This is a genomic window from Candidatus Zixiibacteriota bacterium, assembly GCA_026397505.1.
GTDB lineage: Bacteria > Zixibacteria > MSB-5A5 > GN15 > PGXB01 > JAPLUR01.
In genome coordinates this window covers 20888-42847 of sequence record JAPLUR010000061.1, presented here as the reverse complement: position 1 = coordinate 42847, position 21960 = coordinate 20888, and the positions used below count along the sequence as shown (strand labels likewise).

Annotated in this window: 22 protein-coding genes; 18 read left to right on the top strand and 4 right to left on the bottom strand. The window is 49.3% G+C overall.

What is annotated here, in order from left to right:
- Positions 1 to 260 precede the first annotated feature (260 nt).
- The 5 genes from thyX (at position 261) to pyrE (ending at position 5186) form a co-directional block, all read left to right on the top strand.
- Positions 261 to 923 (top strand): FAD-dependent thymidylate synthase, encoded by a 663-nt coding sequence (gene thyX, locus NT002_06330; protein ID MCX6828885.1) that lies wholly within the window; start codon positions 261 to 263, stop codon positions 921 to 923.
- Positions 924 to 932: 9 nt separating this feature from the next.
- Complete coding sequence (locus NT002_06325) at positions 933 to 3200, top strand: vitamin B12-dependent ribonucleotide reductase (protein ID MCX6828884.1); 2268 nt, start codon at positions 933 to 935, stop codon at positions 3198 to 3200.
- Between the two features lie 54 nt (positions 3201 to 3254).
- Entirely contained in the window at positions 3255 to 3881 is a 627-nt protein-coding gene (locus NT002_06320; GenBank protein MCX6828883.1) for a hypothetical protein, read from the top strand.
- Positions 3882 to 4234: 353 nt separating this feature from the next.
- A complete protein-coding gene (gene acpS, locus NT002_06315; GenBank protein ID MCX6828882.1) occupies positions 4235 to 4606 on the top strand; it encodes a holo-ACP synthase in 372 nt (123 codons plus the stop codon).
- Between the two features lies 1 nt (position 4607).
- Positions 4608 to 5186, top strand: coding sequence for an orotate phosphoribosyltransferase (pyrE, locus tag NT002_06310; GenBank protein MCX6828881.1), 579 nt, complete (start codon positions 4608 to 4610; stop codon positions 5184 to 5186).
- Between the two features lie 109 nt (positions 5187 to 5295).
- Here pyrE and NT002_06305 read toward each other — a convergent pair whose 3' ends face one another.
- The 4 genes from NT002_06305 to rfaE1 are packed head-to-tail and all read right to left on the bottom strand — an operon-like array spanning position 5296 to position 7963.
- Positions 5296 to 5991 (bottom strand): hypothetical protein, encoded by a 696-nt coding sequence (locus NT002_06305; protein MCX6828880.1) that lies wholly within the window; start codon positions 5989 to 5991, stop codon positions 5296 to 5298.
- The gene (gene rfaE2 / locus NT002_06300) at positions 5924 to 6409 is read right to left on the bottom strand and encodes a D-glycero-beta-D-manno-heptose 1-phosphate adenylyltransferase (GenBank protein ID MCX6828879.1); all 486 of its coding nucleotides are present in this window, start codon (positions 6407 to 6409) and stop codon (positions 5924 to 5926) included. The genes NT002_06305 and rfaE2 overlap by 68 nt, the downstream gene beginning before the upstream one ends.
- A 60-nt stretch (positions 6410 to 6469) precedes the next feature.
- The gene (locus tag NT002_06295; GenBank protein MCX6828878.1) at positions 6470 to 6910 is read right to left on the bottom strand and encodes a CoA-binding protein; all 441 of its coding nucleotides are present in this window, start codon (positions 6908 to 6910) and stop codon (positions 6470 to 6472) included.
- Between the two features lie 51 nt (positions 6911 to 6961).
- Complete coding sequence (gene rfaE1 / locus NT002_06290; protein MCX6828877.1) at positions 6962 to 7963, bottom strand: D-glycero-beta-D-manno-heptose-7-phosphate kinase; 1002 nt, start codon at positions 7961 to 7963, stop codon at positions 6962 to 6964.
- An 86-nt stretch (positions 7964 to 8049) separates the two neighbouring features.
- Between rfaE1 and NT002_06285 the strand changes: the two genes are divergently transcribed.
- The 13 genes from NT002_06285 to NT002_06225 all read left to right on the top strand — a co-directional run bounded on the left by NT002_06285 (position 8050) and on the right by NT002_06225 (position 21927).
- Positions 8050 to 8373, top strand: coding sequence for a DUF3467 domain-containing protein (locus NT002_06285; protein MCX6828876.1), 324 nt, complete (start codon positions 8050 to 8052; stop codon positions 8371 to 8373).
- Between the two features lie 186 nt (positions 8374 to 8559).
- A complete protein-coding gene (locus NT002_06280; protein ID MCX6828875.1) occupies positions 8560 to 8769 on the top strand; it encodes a hypothetical protein in 210 nt (69 codons plus the stop codon).
- 92 nt (positions 8770 to 8861) lie between these two features.
- Positions 8862 to 11192 carry an efflux RND transporter periplasmic adaptor subunit gene (locus tag NT002_06275; protein MCX6828874.1) on the top strand — a complete coding sequence of 777 codons (2331 nt, stop codon included), beginning with the start codon at positions 8862 to 8864 and terminating at the stop codon, positions 11190 to 11192.
- A 129-nt stretch (positions 11193 to 11321) separates the two neighbouring features.
- Entirely contained in the window at positions 11322 to 11939 is a 618-nt protein-coding gene (locus tag NT002_06270) for a hypothetical protein (protein ID MCX6828873.1), read from the top strand.
- Positions 11932 to 13005, top strand: a complete 1074-nt coding sequence (locus NT002_06265; protein MCX6828872.1) for a Xaa-Pro peptidase family protein — start codon at positions 11932 to 11934, stop codon at positions 13003 to 13005. Before NT002_06270 ends, NT002_06265 begins: the two co-directional genes overlap by 8 nt.
- A 46-nt stretch (positions 13006 to 13051) precedes the next feature.
- On the top strand, positions 13052 to 13534 hold the full coding sequence (accB, locus tag NT002_06260) for an acetyl-CoA carboxylase biotin carboxyl carrier protein (protein MCX6828871.1): 483 nt from the start codon (positions 13052 to 13054) through the stop codon (positions 13532 to 13534).
- A gap of 123 nt (positions 13535 to 13657) precedes the next feature.
- The gene (locus NT002_06255; GenBank protein MCX6828870.1) at positions 13658 to 14644 is read left to right on the top strand and encodes a PilT/PilU family type 4a pilus ATPase; all 987 of its coding nucleotides are present in this window, start codon (positions 13658 to 13660) and stop codon (positions 14642 to 14644) included.
- Positions 14645 to 14683: 39 nt separating this feature from the next.
- A complete protein-coding gene (accC, locus tag NT002_06250) occupies positions 14684 to 16075 on the top strand; it encodes an acetyl-CoA carboxylase biotin carboxylase subunit (GenBank protein ID MCX6828869.1) in 1392 nt (463 codons plus the stop codon).
- Between the two features lie 15 nt (positions 16076 to 16090).
- Complete coding sequence (gene gcvH, locus NT002_06245; GenBank protein MCX6828868.1) at positions 16091 to 16468, top strand: glycine cleavage system protein GcvH; 378 nt, start codon at positions 16091 to 16093, stop codon at positions 16466 to 16468.
- 20 nt (positions 16469 to 16488) lie between these two features.
- On the top strand, positions 16489 to 17823 hold the full coding sequence (gene gcvPA / locus NT002_06240) for an aminomethyl-transferring glycine dehydrogenase subunit GcvPA (protein MCX6828867.1): 1335 nt from the start codon (positions 16489 to 16491) through the stop codon (positions 17821 to 17823).
- 86 nt (positions 17824 to 17909) lie between these two features.
- Positions 17910 to 18806 (top strand): thioredoxin domain-containing protein, encoded by an 897-nt coding sequence (locus NT002_06235; protein MCX6828866.1) that lies wholly within the window; start codon positions 17910 to 17912, stop codon positions 18804 to 18806.
- A gap of 22 nt (positions 18807 to 18828) precedes the next feature.
- Positions 18829 to 20286: an aminomethyl-transferring glycine dehydrogenase subunit GcvPB gene (gcvPB, locus tag NT002_06230; protein MCX6828865.1), complete on the top strand. Its 1458-nt coding sequence runs from the start codon at positions 18829 to 18831 to the stop codon at positions 20284 to 20286.
- A 63-nt stretch (positions 20287 to 20349) separates the two neighbouring features.
- Positions 20350 to 21927: an energy-coupling factor transporter ATPase gene (locus NT002_06225; GenBank protein MCX6828864.1), complete on the top strand. Its 1578-nt coding sequence runs from the start codon at positions 20350 to 20352 to the stop codon at positions 21925 to 21927.
- Positions 21928 to 21960 lie beyond the last annotated feature (33 nt).

Here is a 21960-nt window from a genome sequence, read left to right as displayed (position 1 = left end):
TGATTTTTTTGCGACATTTCCCAAATTTTATATTGACAGCCTTCGTAAGTTTCCTTAGAGTGCCATCCGCTTTGGACATTCGCCGGACAATTACTGGGAGTCCGGTATGGATCTCTTAACTTATTGAAGGGTTGTATGTTACGGTGTCGCCCCTGGTGGCAGAGGGAGTTTTGTGCTCCAAGAAGAAAAAATGTGACACCATTGGAAAGAATAATGGTTAGATTATTATGGAAAGTATCACTCCCAGCCAGGTGAAAGATATGTCAGAAATTGTCGCCCGGCCGTCAGTGGAATTGATGGCCATTACGCCCAACGCAGAACAGGTGATTGAATTGGCTTGCCGCACCTGTTATTTGTCATTTCACAGGTATAATCCTCCCGCTTCGACCGAAGAATTAATTAAGAAAGTTATCAGGAAAAAGCATCACTCGGTTCTGGAGCATGCCCTGGCGACTTTTAGGATAAAGGGCGGATCCCGCGTCTTTACTCATGAGTTGGTGCGCCATCGCCTTATGTCGCCATCACAGGAATCGCAGCGATATGTGGAATATGGCAAAGTTCGGAATTTTGATGTCGTTCTGCCGCCGACGATTGAACAAAGCGAATTCAAAAGCCGATACTTGGAAATGGCAGCCTCCTGCGAGCGCCTTTATTCCGAGATGGTTAAAGCCGGCGTTCCCAAAGAGGATGCCCGATATATTCTGCCCAACGGGACGACCTCGGAGATAGTCATCTCGGCCAATTTCAGGGAGTACCGTCATATTTTTGCGGTGCGCTGTCATCCGCGAGCCCACTGGGAGATTCGGCAGATCTGTATGATCATGCTGGAGATTATGAAGAAAGAAGCACCAATCGTGTTCGATGATTTCACCATTGACAAAGAAACCAATTCCGCCATGCTGATAGATTACCCCGAGTCCTAGGAGAGCATCATGGAAGATGATAAAAAATTTGAATTGAGTGAAAACTCCATTAAGGTCTTGGAGCGTCGCTATCTCAAGAAAGATGACCAGGGAAAGGTTATCGAGACGCCCGAGGAGCTTTTCCGGCGCGTGGCGCAGGCCATTGTTGAGCCGGATAGAAAATTCGGCGTATCGGCCGAAGAGGTCAAAAGGCTCGAAAATAGCTTTTATGAGATGATGTATCGGCTGGAATTTATGCCGAACTCGCCGACCCTGATGAATGCCGGGCGTCCTCTGGGACAGCTTTCCGCCTGCTTCGTCCTGCCCATTGAAGATTCCATGGAGTCGATATTCGATGCCGTCAAGCAGACAGCGCTGATCCACAAGTCAGGCGGCGGTACCGGGTTTGCATTTTCGCGCCTGCGTCCGCGCCATGCCGTGGTCGCCTCCACCTCCGGGGTCGCCTCCGGGCCGATTTCATTCATGAGGGTTATTAATGCCGCTACCGAGGCAGTCAAGCAGGGGGGTACCAGACGGGGCGCCAATATGGGTATTCTCCGCGTTGACCACCCCGATATTCTCGATTTTATCTCCTGCAAAGATAATCTCGCCGAATTGACCAATTTCAATATTTCCGTGGCCATCACCGATGCCTTCATGCGGGCGGAGGAGGCAAATGCCCTTTATGAGTTGATCGACCCCCGCACCGACACGGTCTATGTCAAGGAAGGCAAACCGGTCTGTCTCAGTGCACGGGAAGTGCTTGATAAAATTATAGAGCATGCCCATCGCACCGGCGAACCGGGCTTGATGTTCATCGACCGGATGAACGAAGGGAATCCGGTTACCAAAGTCGGTCTGTATGAGTCAACCAATCCTTGTGGTGAACAGCCGCTATTGCCATATGAAAGCTGCAATCTTGGTTCGATAAATATGAGCCAGATGGTTCGGGCGGTGGTTGATTTCAATTCCCCGCATGAACTTTCCCGATATGAAATCGATTGGGAGAAACTGGACAAGACTGTCCGCCTCTCCGTCCATTTTCTGGATAATGTCATCGAGGCCAATCGCTACCCGCTTCCCGATATAGATATCCAGACCAAGGAAAATCGAAAAATCGGTCTGGGGCTAATGGGTTGGGCCGACCTCCTGATTCTTCTGGGAATTCCATATAGTTCCCAGGAAGCGCTCGACTTGGCGGAGAGGGTGATGTCCCGGGTGAATAATGTCGGACATGATGAATCCAGCCGTTTGGCCGAAACCAGAGGCGTTTTCCCCAACTGGGATAAATCATTCTATTATAAGAGCGGTACCGGGCCGAGACTGCGCAACTCTACGGTCACCACGGTTGCTCCCACAGGCACAATTTCGATTATTTCCGGGTGTTCTTCGGGCATTGAACCTCTTTTCGCCGTCTCCTATATTCGGAAGGTGATGGACGATACCAGACTGGTCGAGGTCAATCCCTATTTCGAGAGAGTGGCCCGAGTAAGAGGTTTTTATTCGCCGGAACTGATGGAGAGAATAGCACAAACAAATTCTCTTTCATCTCACAGCGAGATTCCCGATGATGTGAAGAGGATTTTCGTTACCTCTCATGATGTCAACCCGGAATGGCACGTAAGGATGCAGGCGGCTTTCCAGAAGCATACCGACAACGCCGTGTCGAAAACAATCAACCTGGCACACGACGCCACGATTGATGATGTGCGCACCGCCTATATGCTGGCTTACAAGCTGGGCTGCAAAGGTATTACCATTTATCGTGATGGCAGTCGGGCCGAGCAGGTCCTCTCCACCGGATCGGCCAAAGAACAGTCGGAGGCGGCGGCTCCGGCCGGTACGCCGCTGAAAGTCAAAGACCGACCTGAGGTTCTGGAAGGTGTCACGCAGAAAATCAAAACCGGATATGGCAATCTCTACGTCACTGTCAATACTTTGGACGGCAAGCCGTTTGAGGTTTTCGCTCAGATCGGAAAATCGGGATATTCCACCATGGCCGATACCGAGGCTATCTGCCGCTTGATTTCGCTGGCCTTTCGTTCCGGAGTCCCGGTGGAAATGGTGATTGAGCAGCTGAAAGGAATCGGCGGCGCTTCCCCGGTTTTCGGCAGCGGCGGACTCATTTCCTCTATACCCGATGCCATCGCCCATGTGTTGCATAAGCAATTCGGAAACGGAAAGAAGATGGAAAAGGAGTTTGACCTGGCCCAGGAATTCTGCCCGGATTGCCATTCCCGGATTGAGCATGAGGGGGGATGTTTGGTCTGTCGCAGTTGTGGTTATTCAAAATGCTGATTCTGCCGATATAACTTCGTGGCGGGATATTTCATAATCCCGCTGGAAGTTATTATGGCTATAGCAGATTACATACCCGCCGGAAGAACCTCACGGATTGTTCGGGGGGCGGCGGAAATACAAATACAAACAGAGTACGCTTATCGTCCCAATCCCAGACTGACGACGACCGTTTTTTCCAAAGGGCGGGTGCTGCATAAAGTTGAAAAAGAACTGGCCGCACCCATTTCTTCTAATGAGGACAAGATAAGGATCGAAGGGCTTCTGCGTAAACAGCATATGGACGTGATGGAAATCATCAATACCCGGAATTTCCTCACCAATCTGCCGCCCGAGAAAAAGCCGCTCGAAAGCCCTCAAAATCCCTCACTTGTAAAACGACTGAGTGAAATACCCGGAGTGGAAAGAATTTATCGACTGGATAATGAGGGGAATTTTGATTCCGATTCTGTTTCCTCAGAATTCAAGAAGAAATATTCCGTCATATTCAAAAACCTCGGCGAACTTCTCGAGATTTTCCGCCATCTTCCCGGGGGTAAGAGGGAAGAGGGAGTTTATGAAGTGGAGCGGAATCGCCTTTATCTGGTTTCCACCGGATATGAATGCTATTTTATTCTGGCCCGCCATGTCTCGGCCGATGCGGACCTGGAAGTTGAACTTCACACCATTTTCAATATCTGAAATTTCTCGATTTTTCTCCAAAAAGGCATAAAAAAATGGAGAGGGAAAATTTGATTTGAAAAAACTCCTCAATTCCTTACGGTAAAGGGTTTTTACAGCCACTTCCAGCATTTTGCTTTCGCTACCACCCATAAGGTGGGTCACGGCGTACGCGCAGCCATGAAGAGACAACCTTCATTATTGAGTTGTTAGAGATTTTTCAAAAATCAACCCTCTCCAACTCATTTTGTCTTGCTTAATTTACGCTCTTCAAACTCTCAATGCAAATGATTTTTTCAACCTGTTGCAAAAAAAGAATTCATCCTTTATCTTCCACTAAATTTATTGTCGGAAGGAGAGGAAATAATCTTGATATGATTTATTCCATAGGCATTGATTTAATCCAGACCAAGCGAGTTAAAAGGGCGCTGGAAATGTGGGGAGACAAGTTCGCCTCCAAGGTTTTGGGCGAGGAGGAGATGGAACTGTTCAAAGATAAATTGAATAAGGTCCAGTTCCTGGCCGGCCGCTTTGCCGCCAAGGAAGCGGTCATCAAGACTCTGGGAGTCATTCTCAACCAGCGGGTTTTCGCCCGTCAGATTCAGGTCCTCAACGACCTCTACGGCAAACCGTACGTTCATCTCGATGATGCGGTCAGAGAGAAGATTTTCGACAAGGAAATCAAAGTCTCTATTACGCATGAGCGGGATATGGCGGCGGCGGTGGCCGTGCTGACCGGAGACTGAAATGAACGGAAATAATATCCTCGGTATTTTCAGGGAGACGGATGCACTCCTTGAGGGACATTTTAAACTAACTTCAGGCAAACACAGTGATATCTATTACGAGAAATTCATGATTCTCAAACGGCCGCGGCTCTGTGAGAAAGTCTGCATAGAAATGGCCAGGCTTTTTGAGAAGGACGAAGTGGAACTGGTGGTCGGCCCAACCACCGGCGGCGTGATTATCGCCTATGAGGTTGCCAAATACCTTGGTGTCGACGCAATCTATGCCGAGCCGGGAGAAGGTATAACCGGACGGATATTCAAGCGGGGATTCAATATCAAGCCGGGCACACGGGTGCTAATTGTTGATGATGTTCTGACAACCGGCACTTCCGTTTTAGAGCTGCTGGATCTGGTTGAAACTTATGACGCCACCATTGTCGGTATCGGCGAGTTTCTCGACCGTTCCGGCGGAAAAATAAAATTCAGATATCCTCTCAAAGCGCTGGCCACGGTTTCGGCCAACGCCTGGGAGCTGGAGGATTGCCCGCTCTGCAAGCAGGGCGTGCCGATTACGCAGCGAGGCAGCCGAAAATCATAATTTTGCACTTAAAATTATCCGATAGGTGGCACCCCCAAACTTATTTGGGGGGAATGACCATGAAATATTCCGTGGGTTTGATTTATCAAACCCCTACATATTCCGGATATCAATCTGCTTTTAATACAATATCTTCAAAATCACCGTTATCGTTTGGCCATTGTGTGACATTAGATCGAATATACTCTCGAATCTTGCCCAATTCAAAATCATTCCTGACTATATGCTCATAGTAATTCCTTTGCCATCGGAAATTAATGTGCCCCCTTTCTTGCAGAACTTTGGAGGTCTTGGCCTTGAAGAATCTGATAATTTTACCCAACGTAAGTTTTTGATTTTCGGATAGAATCCATGAATTTTTGGTAGGGGTTTGATTTATCAAACCCTTCTTTGTTTCATGTTCCTGGAGCATAATTATGCCATGGATGTGATCGGGCATAATGACATAATCGCCCAACACTATATGGGCAAATCGACTCGATATTCCTTGCCAGTGGTCTTTTAATATAAGCCCGATATCCGATAAAATCATTCTATTGCCGGATATCTTGCCTAATACTTGTTCTCGATTGGCCGTACAAATTGTGCTAAAATAATAACCGGCCCGAGAATAGTCGTATTCCTTCATCTTGATTGAATGTCGATGATATCTTTGATTGCTGCCCAAATTACCCCCCATGAAAAAAACAGTCAATGGCTGAAAGAAACCATACTGACAAATATTGACTGAAAACCACTCATAATCCCAACTTCTTGACAATTCGCGATGTTGATCGGCCGGGAATGACTCTAATTCTCTTGACAACTCCGCCGTATGATTTGACAAACGCCGCTCCGACAATCTCCGCAATTCTATAATCGGCCCCCTTGACCAGTACATCAGGTTTGACCAGATTAATCAATCGCTCCGGGGTTGTTTCGCCGAAAAGAATGACATAATCGACCGGCTTGAGCGCGGCCAGAATCCGGGCCCGGTCTTTCTCATTCTGTATCGGGCGACCTTTCGCTTTGAATTTTCGGACCGAGCTATCGGTGTTAAGTCCGACAACCATGAAATCCCCGAGTTTACGGGCTTTGGTGAGATAGTCGATATGGCCGTAGTGCAGGATATCGAATACGCCGTTGGTGAAAACGATTTTCTTGTTTCGCTTTCGAAGATTGGCGACCAGGGTTTCGATCTTCTTTGGCGAGATTTTCCAGAGAATGTTATTCACTTTTTTCATAAATATCCCATGTCAGTGTTTATTTGGCGGCGATTCACCCTTTCGGCTGATTGAGCATTATTATACTCTTCCGAATATTTTGGCGAAGAAACGGTGCACGGCATGAATGCTATTCACCGGTGGTACATACATCAGGATACACTTCTTTGTCACGGTCTCGATGCCGGCCGCTTTTGCTTTCTCGACCGCCAGTTTGAAATTTGCTCCCTGCTGGAACCAGATCCGTTTTGTTCCGTGTGCCACGGCATCATCAACCGCCTCCAGGGCCTTATCCGGGGAGATGGCAAAAACGGCCGCCGTGACCTCAGCCGGGAGAGTCTTGAGGCTATTATAAGCCCGGTCGTTTTCGATACTCTCGGCGGTCGGATGCACCGGATAGACCTGATACCCCTTGCTCTTCAATTCCCGGTAAATGGCATTGCCGAATTTCTTGCCTGAGGGTGAAGCTCCGAGTACGGCAATATTTTTCTGGTTGATGAAATTTTCTATTTCTCTCGTCATATCTTTCCTTGGAATCTAACGCTTCATGCATACTTGCTGAAGGAAGCACTTTCAGCCACCGTTGACGAAATTGCGTTTCAATTCCTCCACTAACTGCGGCAGGGTCACAGTCGCGGTGCCGATTTCACCTACCACTACTCCCGCCGCGCAGTTGGAAATGACGGCCGCCTCTTTGAGCGTCGCGCCCGCCGCCACCGCCGAAACAAACGAGGCAATCACGGTGTCGCCCGCGCCGGTGACATCAAACACTTTCTTCGCCACCGTTGGAAAATAATCTACCTCGCCATTGGCGTTGAACAAAGCCATCCCTTTCTCGCCGCGCGTGATCAAAATCGAATCGGTCTGAAGTTTATCCAATAACAGTTTGCCGACCGCGTTGAGATCCTCATCAGTCTTTATCCGTTTTCCAGCCGCGAATCCCGCCTCGTGGTGATTGGGCGTGATGAGCGAGACTTTCTTATAATTTAGAAAATGCGTTTCTTTGGGATCAACCGCGACAAAGATTCCTTTATTCCGGCAGGCCGGAATAATCTTTTCCAGCAATGAGGCGGTGATTACCCCTTTCCCGTAATCGGAAATGATTACCGCCTTAATTCTATCCGTCACCATATTGAATTTGTCCAGAATTCTTTTTTCCAGGTCGCCGGATATTTCGCGGGTATCCTCGCGGTCGGCTCGCACTACCTGTTGCGAATGGGCGATAATCCTGGTTTTTATCGTTGTCGGTCGTTCCGAATCGTTTACCAGATAGTCCCGCGAAATTCCTTTTTCCTTCAGAAGCTGTGAAAGTTTAATGGAGGCTTCATCCTCACCGACCACGCCGACCAGATAAGGCTCATCCCCAAGACTACGGATATTATTGGCGACATTGGCGGCGCCGCCGAGACGCACTTGCTCGTTATTTATCTCGACCACCGGCACCGGCGCCTCGGGCGATATTCGGGTGACCGCGCCGTAGAGATACTCATCGAGCATGATATCGCCAAGGATTAATATTGTTGCTTTTCCGAAATTTGACGATATCTTACTAATTCTGTCAATCTTTATTGGCATAAAGAATTACCCAATTGTCTAAATTTGACTTTTGGATCAATATAAAAAAACTGTCTGGAAATGACAAGTTGAATAGAGGTGACCATATGGAAATCAAACCCCAGCAGGTCAATATTGAAATCGGCGAGAAGGAAGCCGAGGGGATTTACAGCAATTTGGTGATGATTGCTCATTCGGCGACCGAAATCGTTTTTGATTTTGCCCGTATTATGCCGGGTGCTCCGAAAACCCGCGTGCAAGCGCGGATTATTATGACCCCCACGCATGCGAAGCTGCTTCAGAAAACGCTCGAAGAGAACCTGAAAAAGTACGAAAAGCAATTCGGGGAAATAAAGATCTATGGCGGGCAGGAGGGCATGCACGCCAAAAATATCGGATTCGGAATGCCGGAGACCGAAGAAGGGAAATAGAGCCGGAGTGGTTTGGCCGGGTGGAGTATCCGGCGTAAGGAGGCTTCATTAAAAGTGAAATATTCGGCGGGAATTACCCCCAAGGCGTAACCTTGCAGGTGAACCCGCCATTTGTATTTATGGCCGCCGCAATTCCCTGCTCTTTTTTGTTGCCAATCCCATATAAACATGCCCATCTTGGTTTCTGTGAAGAATCAGAGATCGACCGAGAAATGTCCGTTTTGCAGAGAGGAGATCGCTCCCGGGGCGCTGATCTGCAAGCACTGTCATTCGATTATCAAGCTCCCGGCCAAGAAGAAGAATGTCCCTACCTGGCGGAATAGCTTCATGCTCGGCTTCTATTGCGGCATTATTTTTATGCTGATTCTCATTTATTTATATGTGAAAGTGCTTTAAGTCGCGACCCGGAATTGCTCCAGAATTCTTTTGACTATCATCAATATCCCTCTTATCATTAGTCCAGAGTCATATTGAATTTCAGGCAGAGAATGGATACGACGCCCAAAATCAGGGATGATCTGATAACCAAAGAGAATGTCATCGGCGATGGCTCCAAGTATTATGTCATCAAAGATCCCATAACCAACGCCTTTTTCAAGGTCGGTGAACCGGAATATTTCATCATATCGAACTTTGACGGGATCAAGACCATCCCCGAGATAGCGGCCATTTTCAAATCGAAATTTCAGGTCGAACTTGATGATGAAACCGTCAATGCCTTCATCGGAGAATTGCAGCGGCTCTGCTTTCTCGATAATGAACTGACCCGGAAGGAGCTTCTCAGGCAGCAACATCTGGCCTCACGCGATAGAAACCAGACGCTTTTCCGAAGGCTCCTCTTTATCAAACTGAAAGCGATCAATCCCGGACGCTTATTCACCCGCCTATCACGACCGGTGCATTTCTTTTTCACCCGACAGTTCGTCTGGATCGCAATTATCCTGATGTTTTTTTCGCTATTGATTACTCTTTATAATACCAGAGAACTGGCTGAAGATTTCGCCGGGCTGTTCAATTTCGGCGGAATAGTCGTGTTCTATATAACCATGTTCAGCATTGTCGTCTTGCATGAATTCGCCCACGGCCTGACCTGCACCTATTACGGCGGCGAGGTGCGGGATATAGGTTTCCTGCTTCTTTATTTCCAGCCCGCCTTCTACTGCAATGTCAGTGACGCCTGGCTATTCACGGAAAAAGCCAAAAAACTATGGGTCTCCTTTTCCGGCGGCTTTTTTCAGCTCTTCATCTGGGCTCTGGCGGTTATTGCCTGGAGGGTGACGGCCTCGGATACTCTGATAAACCAAATCTCCCTGGCCGCGCTTTCCTTTGCCGGGATTGCCTCCCTTTTCAATTTCAACCCCCTCTTGCGGTACGACGGGTATTATCTCCTCAGCGATTATCTCGAAATCCCCAATTTGCGCAAGAAGGCGGGGAAATATTGGCGGGATAAATTCAGGCGCTTATTCCTGGGTTCCCACGCCGACTCGGAAAATTTTTCCTACCGGGAACGCAGAATCTATTTTTATTATGGCCTTTTATCATTTATATACATTGTCTTTGTATTGGGATACTTCTTCCTGCTGGTGGGGAAGTTTCTGGTGTCCCGGCTGGGCGGCACCGGCTTTTTGATATTCGCCGCCATTTTGGTTTTTCTGTTCAGGAATATTATTATGGATGCAGCAAAAGGTACCGGCGAACTGGTAAGAGCAAAATCTGGAATCTTCAGAAGATGGCCGGTGAGGATCGGAATCCTGGCGTTTCTGGTTATTATAATCCTGTTCATTTTTCTGGGTCGATGGCAACTGCGGGTAAAAGGGGAGCTGGTTCTGAACCCTTTGCAGTCTTTGCTTCTTAAATACAATAGCGCCGGCTATGCCGAGTTGATTCATTATGATGTCGATAATCGCTTCGCCGGTCAGCAGAGAGAAATCAGTTCCTTTACCGGAGATTACGCCACCACTCGTCTCTTGCCTCTTGTGACGAGTGGAGATACGGTGATAGCCGGTCAGGTTGTAGCCCGCCTGGTCAACACCCAGACCGCGCAATTGGTGAATGAATATTCCGCCCTTTTTAAAGAAGCTGAAGAGCAATTGTCCCTTCTAAAACAGGGGCCGCGCCCGCAGGAAATTGAGCAAGCGCGCAATAATTTCAATGAAATGGAAGCGCAATTGAGACTTTCCACTCAGAACCTTCAGCGGATGAATGAAATGCTGGATAAAAACCTCATATCAAAACAGGCCTGGGAGGACGCTCAGGCCGATTCGATGATCTGGGATGCCCGCCATAAGGCAGCCCGAAGCAAGCTCTGGATGCTCAAAGCCGGCTCCCGTCCGGAAGAGATAAAAGCTAAGGAGGCTGAAATTGTTCGCCTCAAAAGCCAGATGGAGTTTCATTCGCAGAGACAGCAATCTTCGGAGATAAAGACCAGCATCAATGGTATCATCATCAGGGTCGATACCGGCGAGACAGTTTGCGAGATCGCCAATCTGGATACCATGGAAGCACGCATCACCCTCTCCGAAAAAGAACTGGCCGACATCACCGTGGGGCAAAAGGTGAAATTCAAAGTCCGCAGTTTCCCCGCGCTTAATTTTTATGGCGAGATATCTCGTATCAACAGCAAAGTGGAAATCGATGCCAAGGGCAACCGGATAGTGCAGGTTTCCTGCCGCATTCCCAATCAGGGTCACACGCTCAAGCCGGGAATGACCGGTGTGGCCAATGTCTATTGTGGTCAGCGGCCGATAAGTTACCATATTTACCGAAAATTCCTTCGGACCATTCGAACCGAGTTCTGGGACTGGTTTGATTGGCTCTAAATTTACTCCTAGAGTTGCGAATGTTTGGTCTCGCGGCATTGACTTCAGGTTCCGCATCAGCCGCTTACTTGACTTAACGGCTCCAGCGATATATTCTTGTTCAAAGATGTGGAAGATTTTGATGGACTTATGAGCAATAATCTCGTTCTCGAACTGGCCTCCAAGGGATATTGGCCGGCTGTTGCCAGAGAATACCTGGAACAGAAGAAATATTCGCGTGTTGTAGAGTTGTGTCAATTAAGGCTGAAAGAGAATCCCAACCTTCTTTCGGGGAGAATTATCCTTGCCAGGGCTTTTTATCATTCGGGGCAATATGAACAGGCCGAAGAGCAATTCTATCGGATTTTGCAGGTTGACTTCTCCAATCTGGTTGCCCTGAAGTATCTCGGGGACTTAAAATTCCGCGCCGCCGATGAGCCGACGGCCTTCTCCTACTATGAGCGGGTATGGAAGATAGATCCCCATACAAAGGGGCTGTGCTCATTTATTGAGGATGGCAGGGTCGAAGCGACTCGTGTTCTCCTCCTGAGAAAAGAGCCCGAGAAATCTGAAACTATCCGGGAACATTTGCGTCAAATTCCGTTTATAACGGAGACATTGGGGGATCTATTGCTGGCTCAGGGACATCCGCGTCTGGCAATGGAAGTATTCCGTGATCTGACCATGAGAACCGAAAATCCACGTTTGAGAGAGAAGCTGGATAAATCGCAGGAGCTTCTCAAGCATAAGGAAAAACAGGATGCATAAAGAAAGAATAGCAAAATTACAGGCTTACTTGAAAAAGGAAAATCTTGACGGTTTCATTGTCAACCGAGTGATTAATATCCGCTACTTGTGCGGTTTCAGCGGCTCCGCGGGTCTGATGATAATCAAGCCTCATCGGGCTTATTTCATAACTGACTTCCGCTACAAAGATCAATCCGCCCAGCAGGTTAAAGGGGCGAAAGTCACTATCTCCAAGGGCGATTGCATTTCCGCCCTAAAGGATTTGACAGAATTCCATGGCAAAAATCTTCGCTATGGCTATGAGGCTGATCATTTGATCTGCCATGACTTGAAGAGGATTCAGGATGGTTTGAAGGGGGTTCTGCTGATACCGACTACTGAGGCGGTCGAACAATTTTCCGTCGTCAAGGACAAGACCGAAATTGCCCTGATCCGAAAAGCAATTGAGATAACCGACACCGCTTTTGAACGGATTCTGGGATATCTGCGGCCAGGCCTGCGAGAGAACGAGGTATGTGCGGAGCTGGAATACCAAATGATGACTTTTGGTTCGGACAAGCCGGCCTTTGAAACTATCGTGGCCTCGGGATATCGCTCGGCACTGCCTCACGGAGTGGCCTCGGGTAAGAAAATTGCGAGGGGCGATTTCGTTACTTTCGACTTTGGCGCGTCTTACCGGGGGTATGTGGCCGATATGACCCGAACCGTGGTTGTCGGCAAAGCCACTTCACGCCAGAAAAAGATATATGGCCTCGTTTCCAGGGCTCAAGCCGCAGCGGTGAAGAAGGTTCGAGCCGGAGTTGAGGGAAAAGTTGTCGATAAGGCCGCCCGGGATATTATTGATAGAGCCGGGTATAATAAATATTTCGGTCATGGGATTGGGCATGGAATTGGGATTTATGTCCATTCTAAGCCCAATATGGGATCAAAAAGCAAGGAAACATTGAAAAAGGGGATGGTTGTTACGATCGAACCGGGTATTTATCTACCCGGCTGGGGTGGCGTTCGGATTGAGGATGACGTTCTGGTAACCACAACCGGTTGTATAGTCCTCAACAAGACCACAAAAAAGTTGTTGGAAGTATAATTTAAAGTGTTATCTTTTCGGGGTTATAAGCCCGACGAGGTTTGCTATGCGTGAGAAAACAATTAAGAGATTAATACGACTGGTTGAAGAGTCTGATATCGACCAGCTTGAAGTTACCGGGTGGGGAAGGACAGTTCGGATCACTCGCCGGCTGGGGAGCCGCAACGGCCACTCGGATCAATCCGCCGTTTTACAGACGTATGCCCCGCCTGCGCCTGCCCAGCAGGTTCCGGCGCCTGCGCCCTTACCGGCAGTGGAATCCAAGCCTCCTGATGCCGAAAAGAAATATGTAGAGATTAAGTCGCCTATGGTCGGGACATTCTATGCCTCCCCGGCGCCGGATGCCCCTCCCTATGTGAAGCTTAATCAGAAAATCTCGGTCGGTCAAGTGGTCTGCATTGTGGAAGCCATGAAGCTGATGAATGAGATTGAGTCTGAAGTTGCCGGAACCGTGACCAAGATTCTGATCGAAAATGCTCAGCCGGTGGAATTCGGACAAGTCCTCTTCCTGATCGACCCGGTAGGTTGATTATTTATTTTTTGCATCATAAGGAGGCAGGATTATGAACCTCAAGCAAATGCTGGTTGACATGCTGAACCGGAATGCGTCCGATCTTCACATCCGGGTCGGTATCCGTCCTCATACGATGAAATGGAAAATGTTGTCGGCCAGGTGCTCAACGAACAGCAGTTGGATCGTTTCCGCAAGAAAAATGAAATGGATTTGGCCTTATCGGTGGCCAAGCTGGGTCGTTTTCGTATCAATCTCTTTCGTCAGCGCGGGACAACCGGTATCGCCATCCGTGCCGTCAATACCAATGTGCCTACCTTTGAGGAACTCAATTTGCCGGATACGATCCGCAAGCTTTCTTTGGAGAGGCGCGGTCTGATCATCATTACCGGGACCACCGGTTCGGGAAAATCCACAACTCTGGCGGCCATGATTGAATATATGAACTCTAACCGTGATGATAACATTCTGACCATCGAAGACCCCATCGAATATATCTATCGGGATAAGAAATCCATTATCAGTCAAAGAGAGGTGGGAGCCGATACGGAGAGTTTCTCCAACGCTTTGCGCCATGCCTTTCGTCAGGATCCTGATGTCATTCTTCTGGGCGAGATACGCGATCTCGATACGATGTCGATTGCGCTTACAGCCGCCGACACCGGGCATTTGGTCCTGAGCACTTTGCATACTCTGAATGCCGTGGAAACTATCTCCCGCATTATCTCTTTCTTCCCGCCGCACCAGCATCAGCAGATCCGGCTTCTTCTTGGGGGAACCCTGAAAGCGATCGTCTGCCAGAGGTTGTTGGCCCGATGTGATATGGCCGGACGCGTTCCCGCACTGGAAGTACTGATTTCCACGGGGGCTGTCAAAGATTATATCATTAATCCCGAGAAAACGGCTGGAATACATGATTTGGTCGAACAGGGTGGGCAGTACGGGATGATTACTTTCGATCAATCGATTATGAATTTGTATAAATCCGGCATGATATCATTTGAAGAAGCCATGAACCAGTGCACTAATCCGGATGACTTCGACCTGCGCGTCAAGGGCATCACGGGAGCCTCGGAACGCTGGCAGTCTGCCGGCGCCGAAGAGGAGAGTGACGTTCAGAAGTTTTAGTGTGTTGTATAATGTGATTTATTATGAAAAGGATTATTCTTGTTCAATAAGATATTAATAGCCAACCGGGGCGAAATAGCCCTTCGAGTGATACGCGCCTGCCGCGAACTGGGCATAAAAACGGTCGCCGTTTATAGCGAGGCCGATCGAGCCTCCCTGCATGTCCGTTTTGCCGATGAGGATGTCTGTATCGGTCCGGCGCCGTCGGCTTCAAGTTATCTTGATGCCAAGCGGATTATTTCCGCCGCCGAAGTAACCAATGCCGATGCCATTCATCCGGGATACGGCTTTCTGGCGGAAAATGCCGATTTTGCGGAAATCTGCGAATCCTGCGGTATAACTTTTATCGGGCCGAAACCGGAGATGATCCGGAAAATGGGTAATAAGAATATCGCCAAACAGATGATGCGGAATGCAGGTATTCCGGTTATCCCCGGTTCCGAAGGAATTGTAAAAGATATCGATGAAGCACGTTCTGTGTCCGCCGAAATCGGCTATCCGGTTATGGTCAAGGCGGTGGCAGGCGGCGGCGGGCGGGGAATGCGCTACTGTCTCGATGAGACCGAATTGGAAACCAATTTCTCCATGGCCCGGGCTGAAGCCGAAGTGGCTTTCAAAAATCCTGATGTCTATATCGAGAAAGCTATTGTCCGACCCCATCATGTGGAAATACAGCTAATGGGGGATTCCTTCGGAAATATCATTCATTTCGGCGAGCGTGATTGCAGTATTCAGAGAAGACATCAAAAACTGGTTGAGGAATGCCCGTCACCCATCATTACTCCTGAAATGCGGGCTATCATGGGACGCACGGCTGTCTTGGGCGCCGCCAACATTCAATATCTGGGCGCCGGGACAATCGAGTTTCTGGTCGATGCCGATCTCAATTTCTATTTCATGGAGATGAACACCCGCATTCAGGTAGAGCATCCGATTACCGAAGAAGCCACCGATATTGACCTGGTGAAAGAACAGATCCGGGTGGCGGCCGGCGAAAAGCTGAGCTATCGTCAGGAGGATGTCATATTAAAATGGCATGCCATCGAATGCCGCATAAATGCCGAGGACCCGGAAAAGGATTTCCGCCCGACTCCGGGTGAGATTACATCGTTTCATGTACCCGGCGGACATGGTATCAGAGTTGATACCGCGGCCTATGCCAAATATATCATTCCTCCTTTCTATGATTCGATGATCGCCAAACTGATCGTTCGCGCTCAAACCCGCCGCCAGGCAATTGAGAAAATGAAATATGCGCTGGAGGAATTTATTATAGAGGGTATCCCCACCACTATCGGATATCATAAAAGGATTTTCAATCATCCTGATTTCATCGCCGGCAATTTCGACACCTCGTTTATTCAGAAGCTGAGCGAGGAAAAGAAAGAAGCCTTATCAGAGTCAACTAGGGCTGTCAATGGAGATAAATAACATTGGAGGTGCAGTTTGAATTTTCCTTCCGAATTAAAATACACCGCTGAACATGAGTGGGTTAAAGTAGAAGGCAAAGTCGCCGCAGTCGGGGTCACCGAGTACGCCCAGGGAGAGTTGGGGGATGTCGTTTTTGTCGAGCTTCCCGCGGTCGGTACTGTGGTCAAAGCGATGCAGCCTTTTGGAACCATTGAAGCGGTCAAGGCCGTCTCCGAGCTTTTTTCGCCTGTCTCGGGGAAAGTCGTCGAAATTAACGCCGAACTGGAAAATGATCCAATGGCGGTCAACCGTGACCCATACGGCGGCGGCTGGATGATCAAAATCGAAATGAACGACCCCGGCGAATTGGATAAACTTCTGCCCGTCTCGGAATACCGCAAACTAGTCGAATAGGATTCTGCTCCAAGATTAATATGCCATACATACCCAATACCGACGACGATCGTCGGATTATGCTGGATAGGGTCGGGGCCAAAAATATCGATGATTTATTCGCGCCGATTCCCGAGAATCTTCGCGTGAAAAGGCCTCTGAATCTTCCCGAGCCGCTTTCCGAAATGGAATTGGTTCGCGAAATTGAGGCCATCTCGATTAAGAATCGTTCCGACCTGGTCATTTTTGCCGGCGGCGGTGTTTATGATCATTTCATTCCTGCCGCAGTCGATACTATAATCAATCGTCCCGAATTCGTGACGGCGTACACCCCCTATCAGGCCGAAGTTGCCCAGGGGACGCTGCAGGTGATTTATGAGTTTCAGACTCATATCTGCCGCCTGACCGGAATGGATGTGGCCAATGCCTCGATGTATGACGGCGCCAGCGCCGCCGCCGAAGCGGTCCACCTCGTTCTGGCCCGTACCAAGAGAAATCGTATCATTATATCCGAGACAATCAGCCCCTTCTTCCGCGAAGTGATTAAAACCTACCTTTCCGGCCAGAACGCCGAGATAGTACTTATTCCTCAAAGCGGTGGGGTAACTGATTTCAATCGTCTGAAAGATGCTATCACCGGGCAAACCGCCGGAGTTCTTCTGGCTCAGCCGAATTTTTTAGGAATGCTTGAGGATATTGAAGCGGCCGCGGAGATGATTCATAAAGCCGGCGGATATCTGATTGCCGCCGCCGATCCGATCGCCGCCGCGCTTCTCAAGACCCCGGCGGCATGCGGAGCCGATATCGTCATCGGCGAGGGACAGCCTCTGGGGATTCCTCTCAATTTCGGCGGTCCGCTGTTGGGATTTTTCGCCGTCAAGAAGGAATTGGTGCGTTCCATTCCCGGGCGTCTTGCCGCCAGGACGCTCGACGAAGAAGGCAAGACCGGTTTTGTTCTGACTCTGCAGACACGCGAGCAGCATATCCGGCGCGACAAAGCGACATCAAATATCTGTACCAATCAGGCTCTTTGCGCCACAACCGCCACCGTTTACCTGTCGCTCATGGGGAAGACGGGCCTGAAAAAAGTCGCCCTTCTTTCCATGGATAAAACCCATCGCGTGGCTGATATGCTTTCCGCCATTCCCGGTTACGCTCCCTATTTCAAGGGAAGTTTCATCAGGGAACTGGCCGTAAAGACACCCGTTCCGGCCAAAGAGGTGGTTGAAAAAGCCATTGATAAATATGGTGTCCTGCCCGGCATCGATCTCGGAAGATATTATCCGGGTTTGACTGACGGTTTGCTGATTGCTGTGACCGAAAAGAGAACCGATGAGGAAATAGAGTTGCTTGTGAAAGCTCTGCGCGAGCTTTGAGGCATAAGTCGTCCATCTAAAGACTGCCGCTCGCAGGGATAAGTATAATAAGGATATTTAATATTCATTAAATGATTGGAGAGGAAATGAGGAAGAGTTTGAGAATTCTGACCGCTTTAGCCGGGGCATTGATCATAATGAGTTTGGTTACGCTTTCCGGTTGCGGCAAGAAAGAGGCCCCGGTTCCGATTGGCCCGGCGAAAATTGATTTTGCCACCAGTTATGACCAGGCGCTAAAACTTGCCCAGGAGAAAAATCAGAAGATCCTGATCGATTTCTATACCGACTGGTGCACCTGGTGCAAGAAGCTGGATACCGAGACTTATGTTGATACGATGGTTGTCGCCATGTCGGGGAATATCGTTTTCACCAGGATAAATGCCGAGGTGGATACAGCCACTGCGCGGAAGCATTCGGTCAAAGCATATCCTACAATAGTCCTCCTCAATAGCGATGGCACCGAAATCGACCGCATTGCCGGATTCCTGCCCGGGCCCGATTTTGTTGAAACCGTTAATAATTACTTGAATGATATTCAGACGCTGAACTACTATTTGAGGATGGCAGCGGCCGGGGAAACCACGGAACTCAATTTCCGCATCGGCGAAAAATATCAGTACCGCGGAATGGTTGCGGAAGCTGAAAATTATTATGGCAAAGTCATTGCCGCCGATCCCGACAATAAGGAAGGGCGGAGCGACAGCGCCATGATGGCTCTGGCAGAAATGAAAATGCAGGCCAAAATGTATGAAGAAGCAATCGCCCGCTTCGCCGAGGTGATGAAGAAATTCCCCGGCCAGAGCATCGCATCCGACGCCGAAATCATGACCGCCATCGTTTATCGCGAGAAGGGCGATACCGCCATGGCCATTAAGTCTTTTGAGGGGTTTATTAAGAATAATCCGGCCAGCCCAGACACCGCTTACGCCCAGAAACAGATATTGAAGCTCAAAAACCCCGCCCCTGTCGAGGGAGGCAAATAACCGGATAGAACGCTGATATAATATGGACAACAAGGTTTTGATTTATGAAAAGTCTCGGCCGGGACGAGAGGGATCGCCTTTGCCTCCGACCGGCCGTGATGAAAAGGATCTTCTCAATCTGATTCCCGCCAAATATCGTCGGGAGCAGGATGCCCCGCTTCCCGAGGTGACGGAAGGCGAGATGGTGCGCCATTATATCGGGCTCTCCATAAAGAACCATCATATCGATAAGGGATTTTACCCCCTTGGGTCGTGTACTATGAAGTATAATCCCAAGGTGAATGATAAAATGGCTTCGCTGCCCGGATTTGTAAATCAGCATCCGCTGGCCCCGTGCCGCACTGCCGCAGGTTCGCTCCAAATCATGTATGAGTTGGAGCAATATCTTATGGAAATCTCCGGATTTGATGCCGTTTCCTTGCAGCCGGTGGCCGGCGCTCAGGGAGAATTCACCGGGCTTTTGATTGTCCGGGCTTATCATCGGGACCAGGGGAATATCAGAAAGAAGGTTCTTATCCCTGATTCCGCCCATGGAACCAACCCCGCCTCGGTAACGATGGTCGGATATGAAACGGTGCAAATTAAATCGAACGAGAACGGCATAATTTCTCCGGAAACAGTGGCCGCCGCGATTGACAGCGATACGGCCGCTCTGATGCTGACCAATCCCAATACTCTCGGGCTGTTTGAATCGGAAATCGAAAAGATTGCCGAGATCGTTCACAAGGCGGGCGCTCTCCTCTATATGGATGGCGCAAATCTCAACGCCCAGTTGGGAATTGTCAGGCCGGGGAAGATCGGCTTCGATATCCTGCACTTCAATCTCCATAAAACTTTCTCCACTCCGCACGGTGGCGGTGGGCCGGGAGCGGGAGGAGTCGGAGTTGTGGCCAAACTGGCGCCATTTCTGCCGGTGCCCGTCATTGGAAAAAATCCGCAGGAGAATGACCGCCTCTTTCTCGATTATAATCGCCCCAAATCGATCGGCCGGGTGCATACCTTCTATGGGAATTTTGCCAACTGCATTCGAGCCTATACCTATATCAGAGCGCTTGGAGCCGGAGGATTGCGGCGGGTTTCCGACAACGCCGTCTTGAATGCCAACTATCTTAAGGCCCTTCTTAGGAATGACTTTGACATTCCCTATGACCGAACCTGCCAGCATGAATTTGTTCTTTCCTGCAATCGGCAGAAGAAGGCAGGCGCCAGGGCCCTTGACTTGGCCAAGCGATTATTGGATTACGGCTTCCACGCTCCCACGGTCTATTTCCCGCTGATTGTACCGGAAGCATTTATGATTGAACCGACTGAAACCGAAAGCCGCGAGACTCTCGAGGCTTTTGCCAGGGCTTTGATCGCCATCGCCGGAGAAGCCCAATCCGATCCCGAAAAACTGCATCATGCGCCCTTTACCACGCCGGTTCGGCGGCTCGATGAAGTAAAAGCCGCGCGGGAGCTTGATGTCTGCCATAAGGGATGACCGAACGAATTGACTTGATTATTGCCGCCGATGGCTTTTATTAAGCCGTCGGCGGATTTTTTTATGATAAAGTTCGACCATGTGACATATATCTACCCTGACGGTACAAAGGCAATTGATGATTTGACTCTCACCATTGCTTCCGGCGAGAGAGTCGCCCTTATCGGCAACAATGGCTCCGGGAAAACCACTTTTGCCCTGCTGATCAACGGTATTTTGAAACCGACCTCGGGTGAAATCAGAGTGTGCGGGCTGGATCCATCTGTTGAGCAGGACAGCCGGCATCTTAAGCAGATTGTCGGTATGGTTTTTCAGAATCCGGACAATCAGCTCGTATCCACCACCGTGGAACGCGAGGTTGCTTTCTCCCTGGAGAATCTGAATGTCGAACAACCGAAAATTGCCGAGAGGGTCGACCGGTCGCTGGAGTTTTTTGGATTGTCGCATATGCACCGCTGGCTCACCTCGGGACTCTCCGGCGGAGAAAAGCAGAAACTGGCTTTAGCCGCGGTCATGATTTCTGAGCCGGAGATTCTGGTGCTTGATGAACCGGGCTCCTATCTGGATGAATCGGGGAAGAAACTCCTCGGCGCCGCAGTTAGAAAGCTTCTCGAACATAAGTCAGACCTGACTGTTCTCCGCATAACACAATACGATTATGTAGCTGAGGAATACGGTAGGGTCATTGTCTTCAGGGAAGGCGGAGTCTTGGCGGATGGAAGCCCACAGGAAATATTCTCACAGGTCGCGCTCTGCCTGTCCGTCGGGCTTGATGTCCCCTTGAGGTACCGAATAAAAGCCGAGATCGGTTTTCCGAAAGACAAACCTATGGTTGAAAGCATCAACCAGGGGCTTGCGGAAAAGCCTAAAGGAATCTCGCTCAAATCGGTCTGGTTTACCTATGGTAATCGAAAAGACAATGCTCTATTCCAGGGAATTAATCTTTCTATTGAGAGCAATTGCATCTATGGTCTGGTCGGCTGTTCCGGAAGCGGCAAGTCAACCCTTATCCAGCTTCTGGCCGGTCTTCTCAAGCCGGATAAGGGAACGGTGCAATACAGCAACTTTAAGCCTGGTCCCGGCGCGGTGGCGATTTCGTTCCAGCACCCTGAAAGACAGTTTTTTCTTCCCACCGTTGACAGGGAGATAAAATTTGCGGCGGAAAATCTGCACCTTCCGGAAATAGATGCGCTGGCCGATGACAGTTACCGGCTGATCGGGCTGACCAGGGAAAAATTCGCCGGGCGTGATCCGTTCACTCTTTCGGGCGGGGAGAAACGGCGGCTGGCCTTCGGCACCATCCTCTCTTTGACACCCGCATTTATCTTCTTCGATGAGCCGACGTGCGGCCTTGATGCTGATGGCGTCGCGCGTTTTGTGGAAATGGTCGGAAAATTGCGGAGCAAAGGAATCGGTATAATAATCATATCCCATTATGGGAATATTATCCTCCAGCTGACCGACAGGATTATCGCCCTGAAAGACGGAGCCATAGAATGCATGACAGGCAAAAAGGATTTTTTTCGCTGGCATGATTATTCCGCTTATCTCTCTTGTCCTGAAATAATCTCATATCAGAACGAGCAACTGGGCAAATGGCGCTTTTTAACCGAATCCGAACTGGCCTCTATCATCACATAAGCACAAACCTTATCAACTTCAGCGACAAAGGCT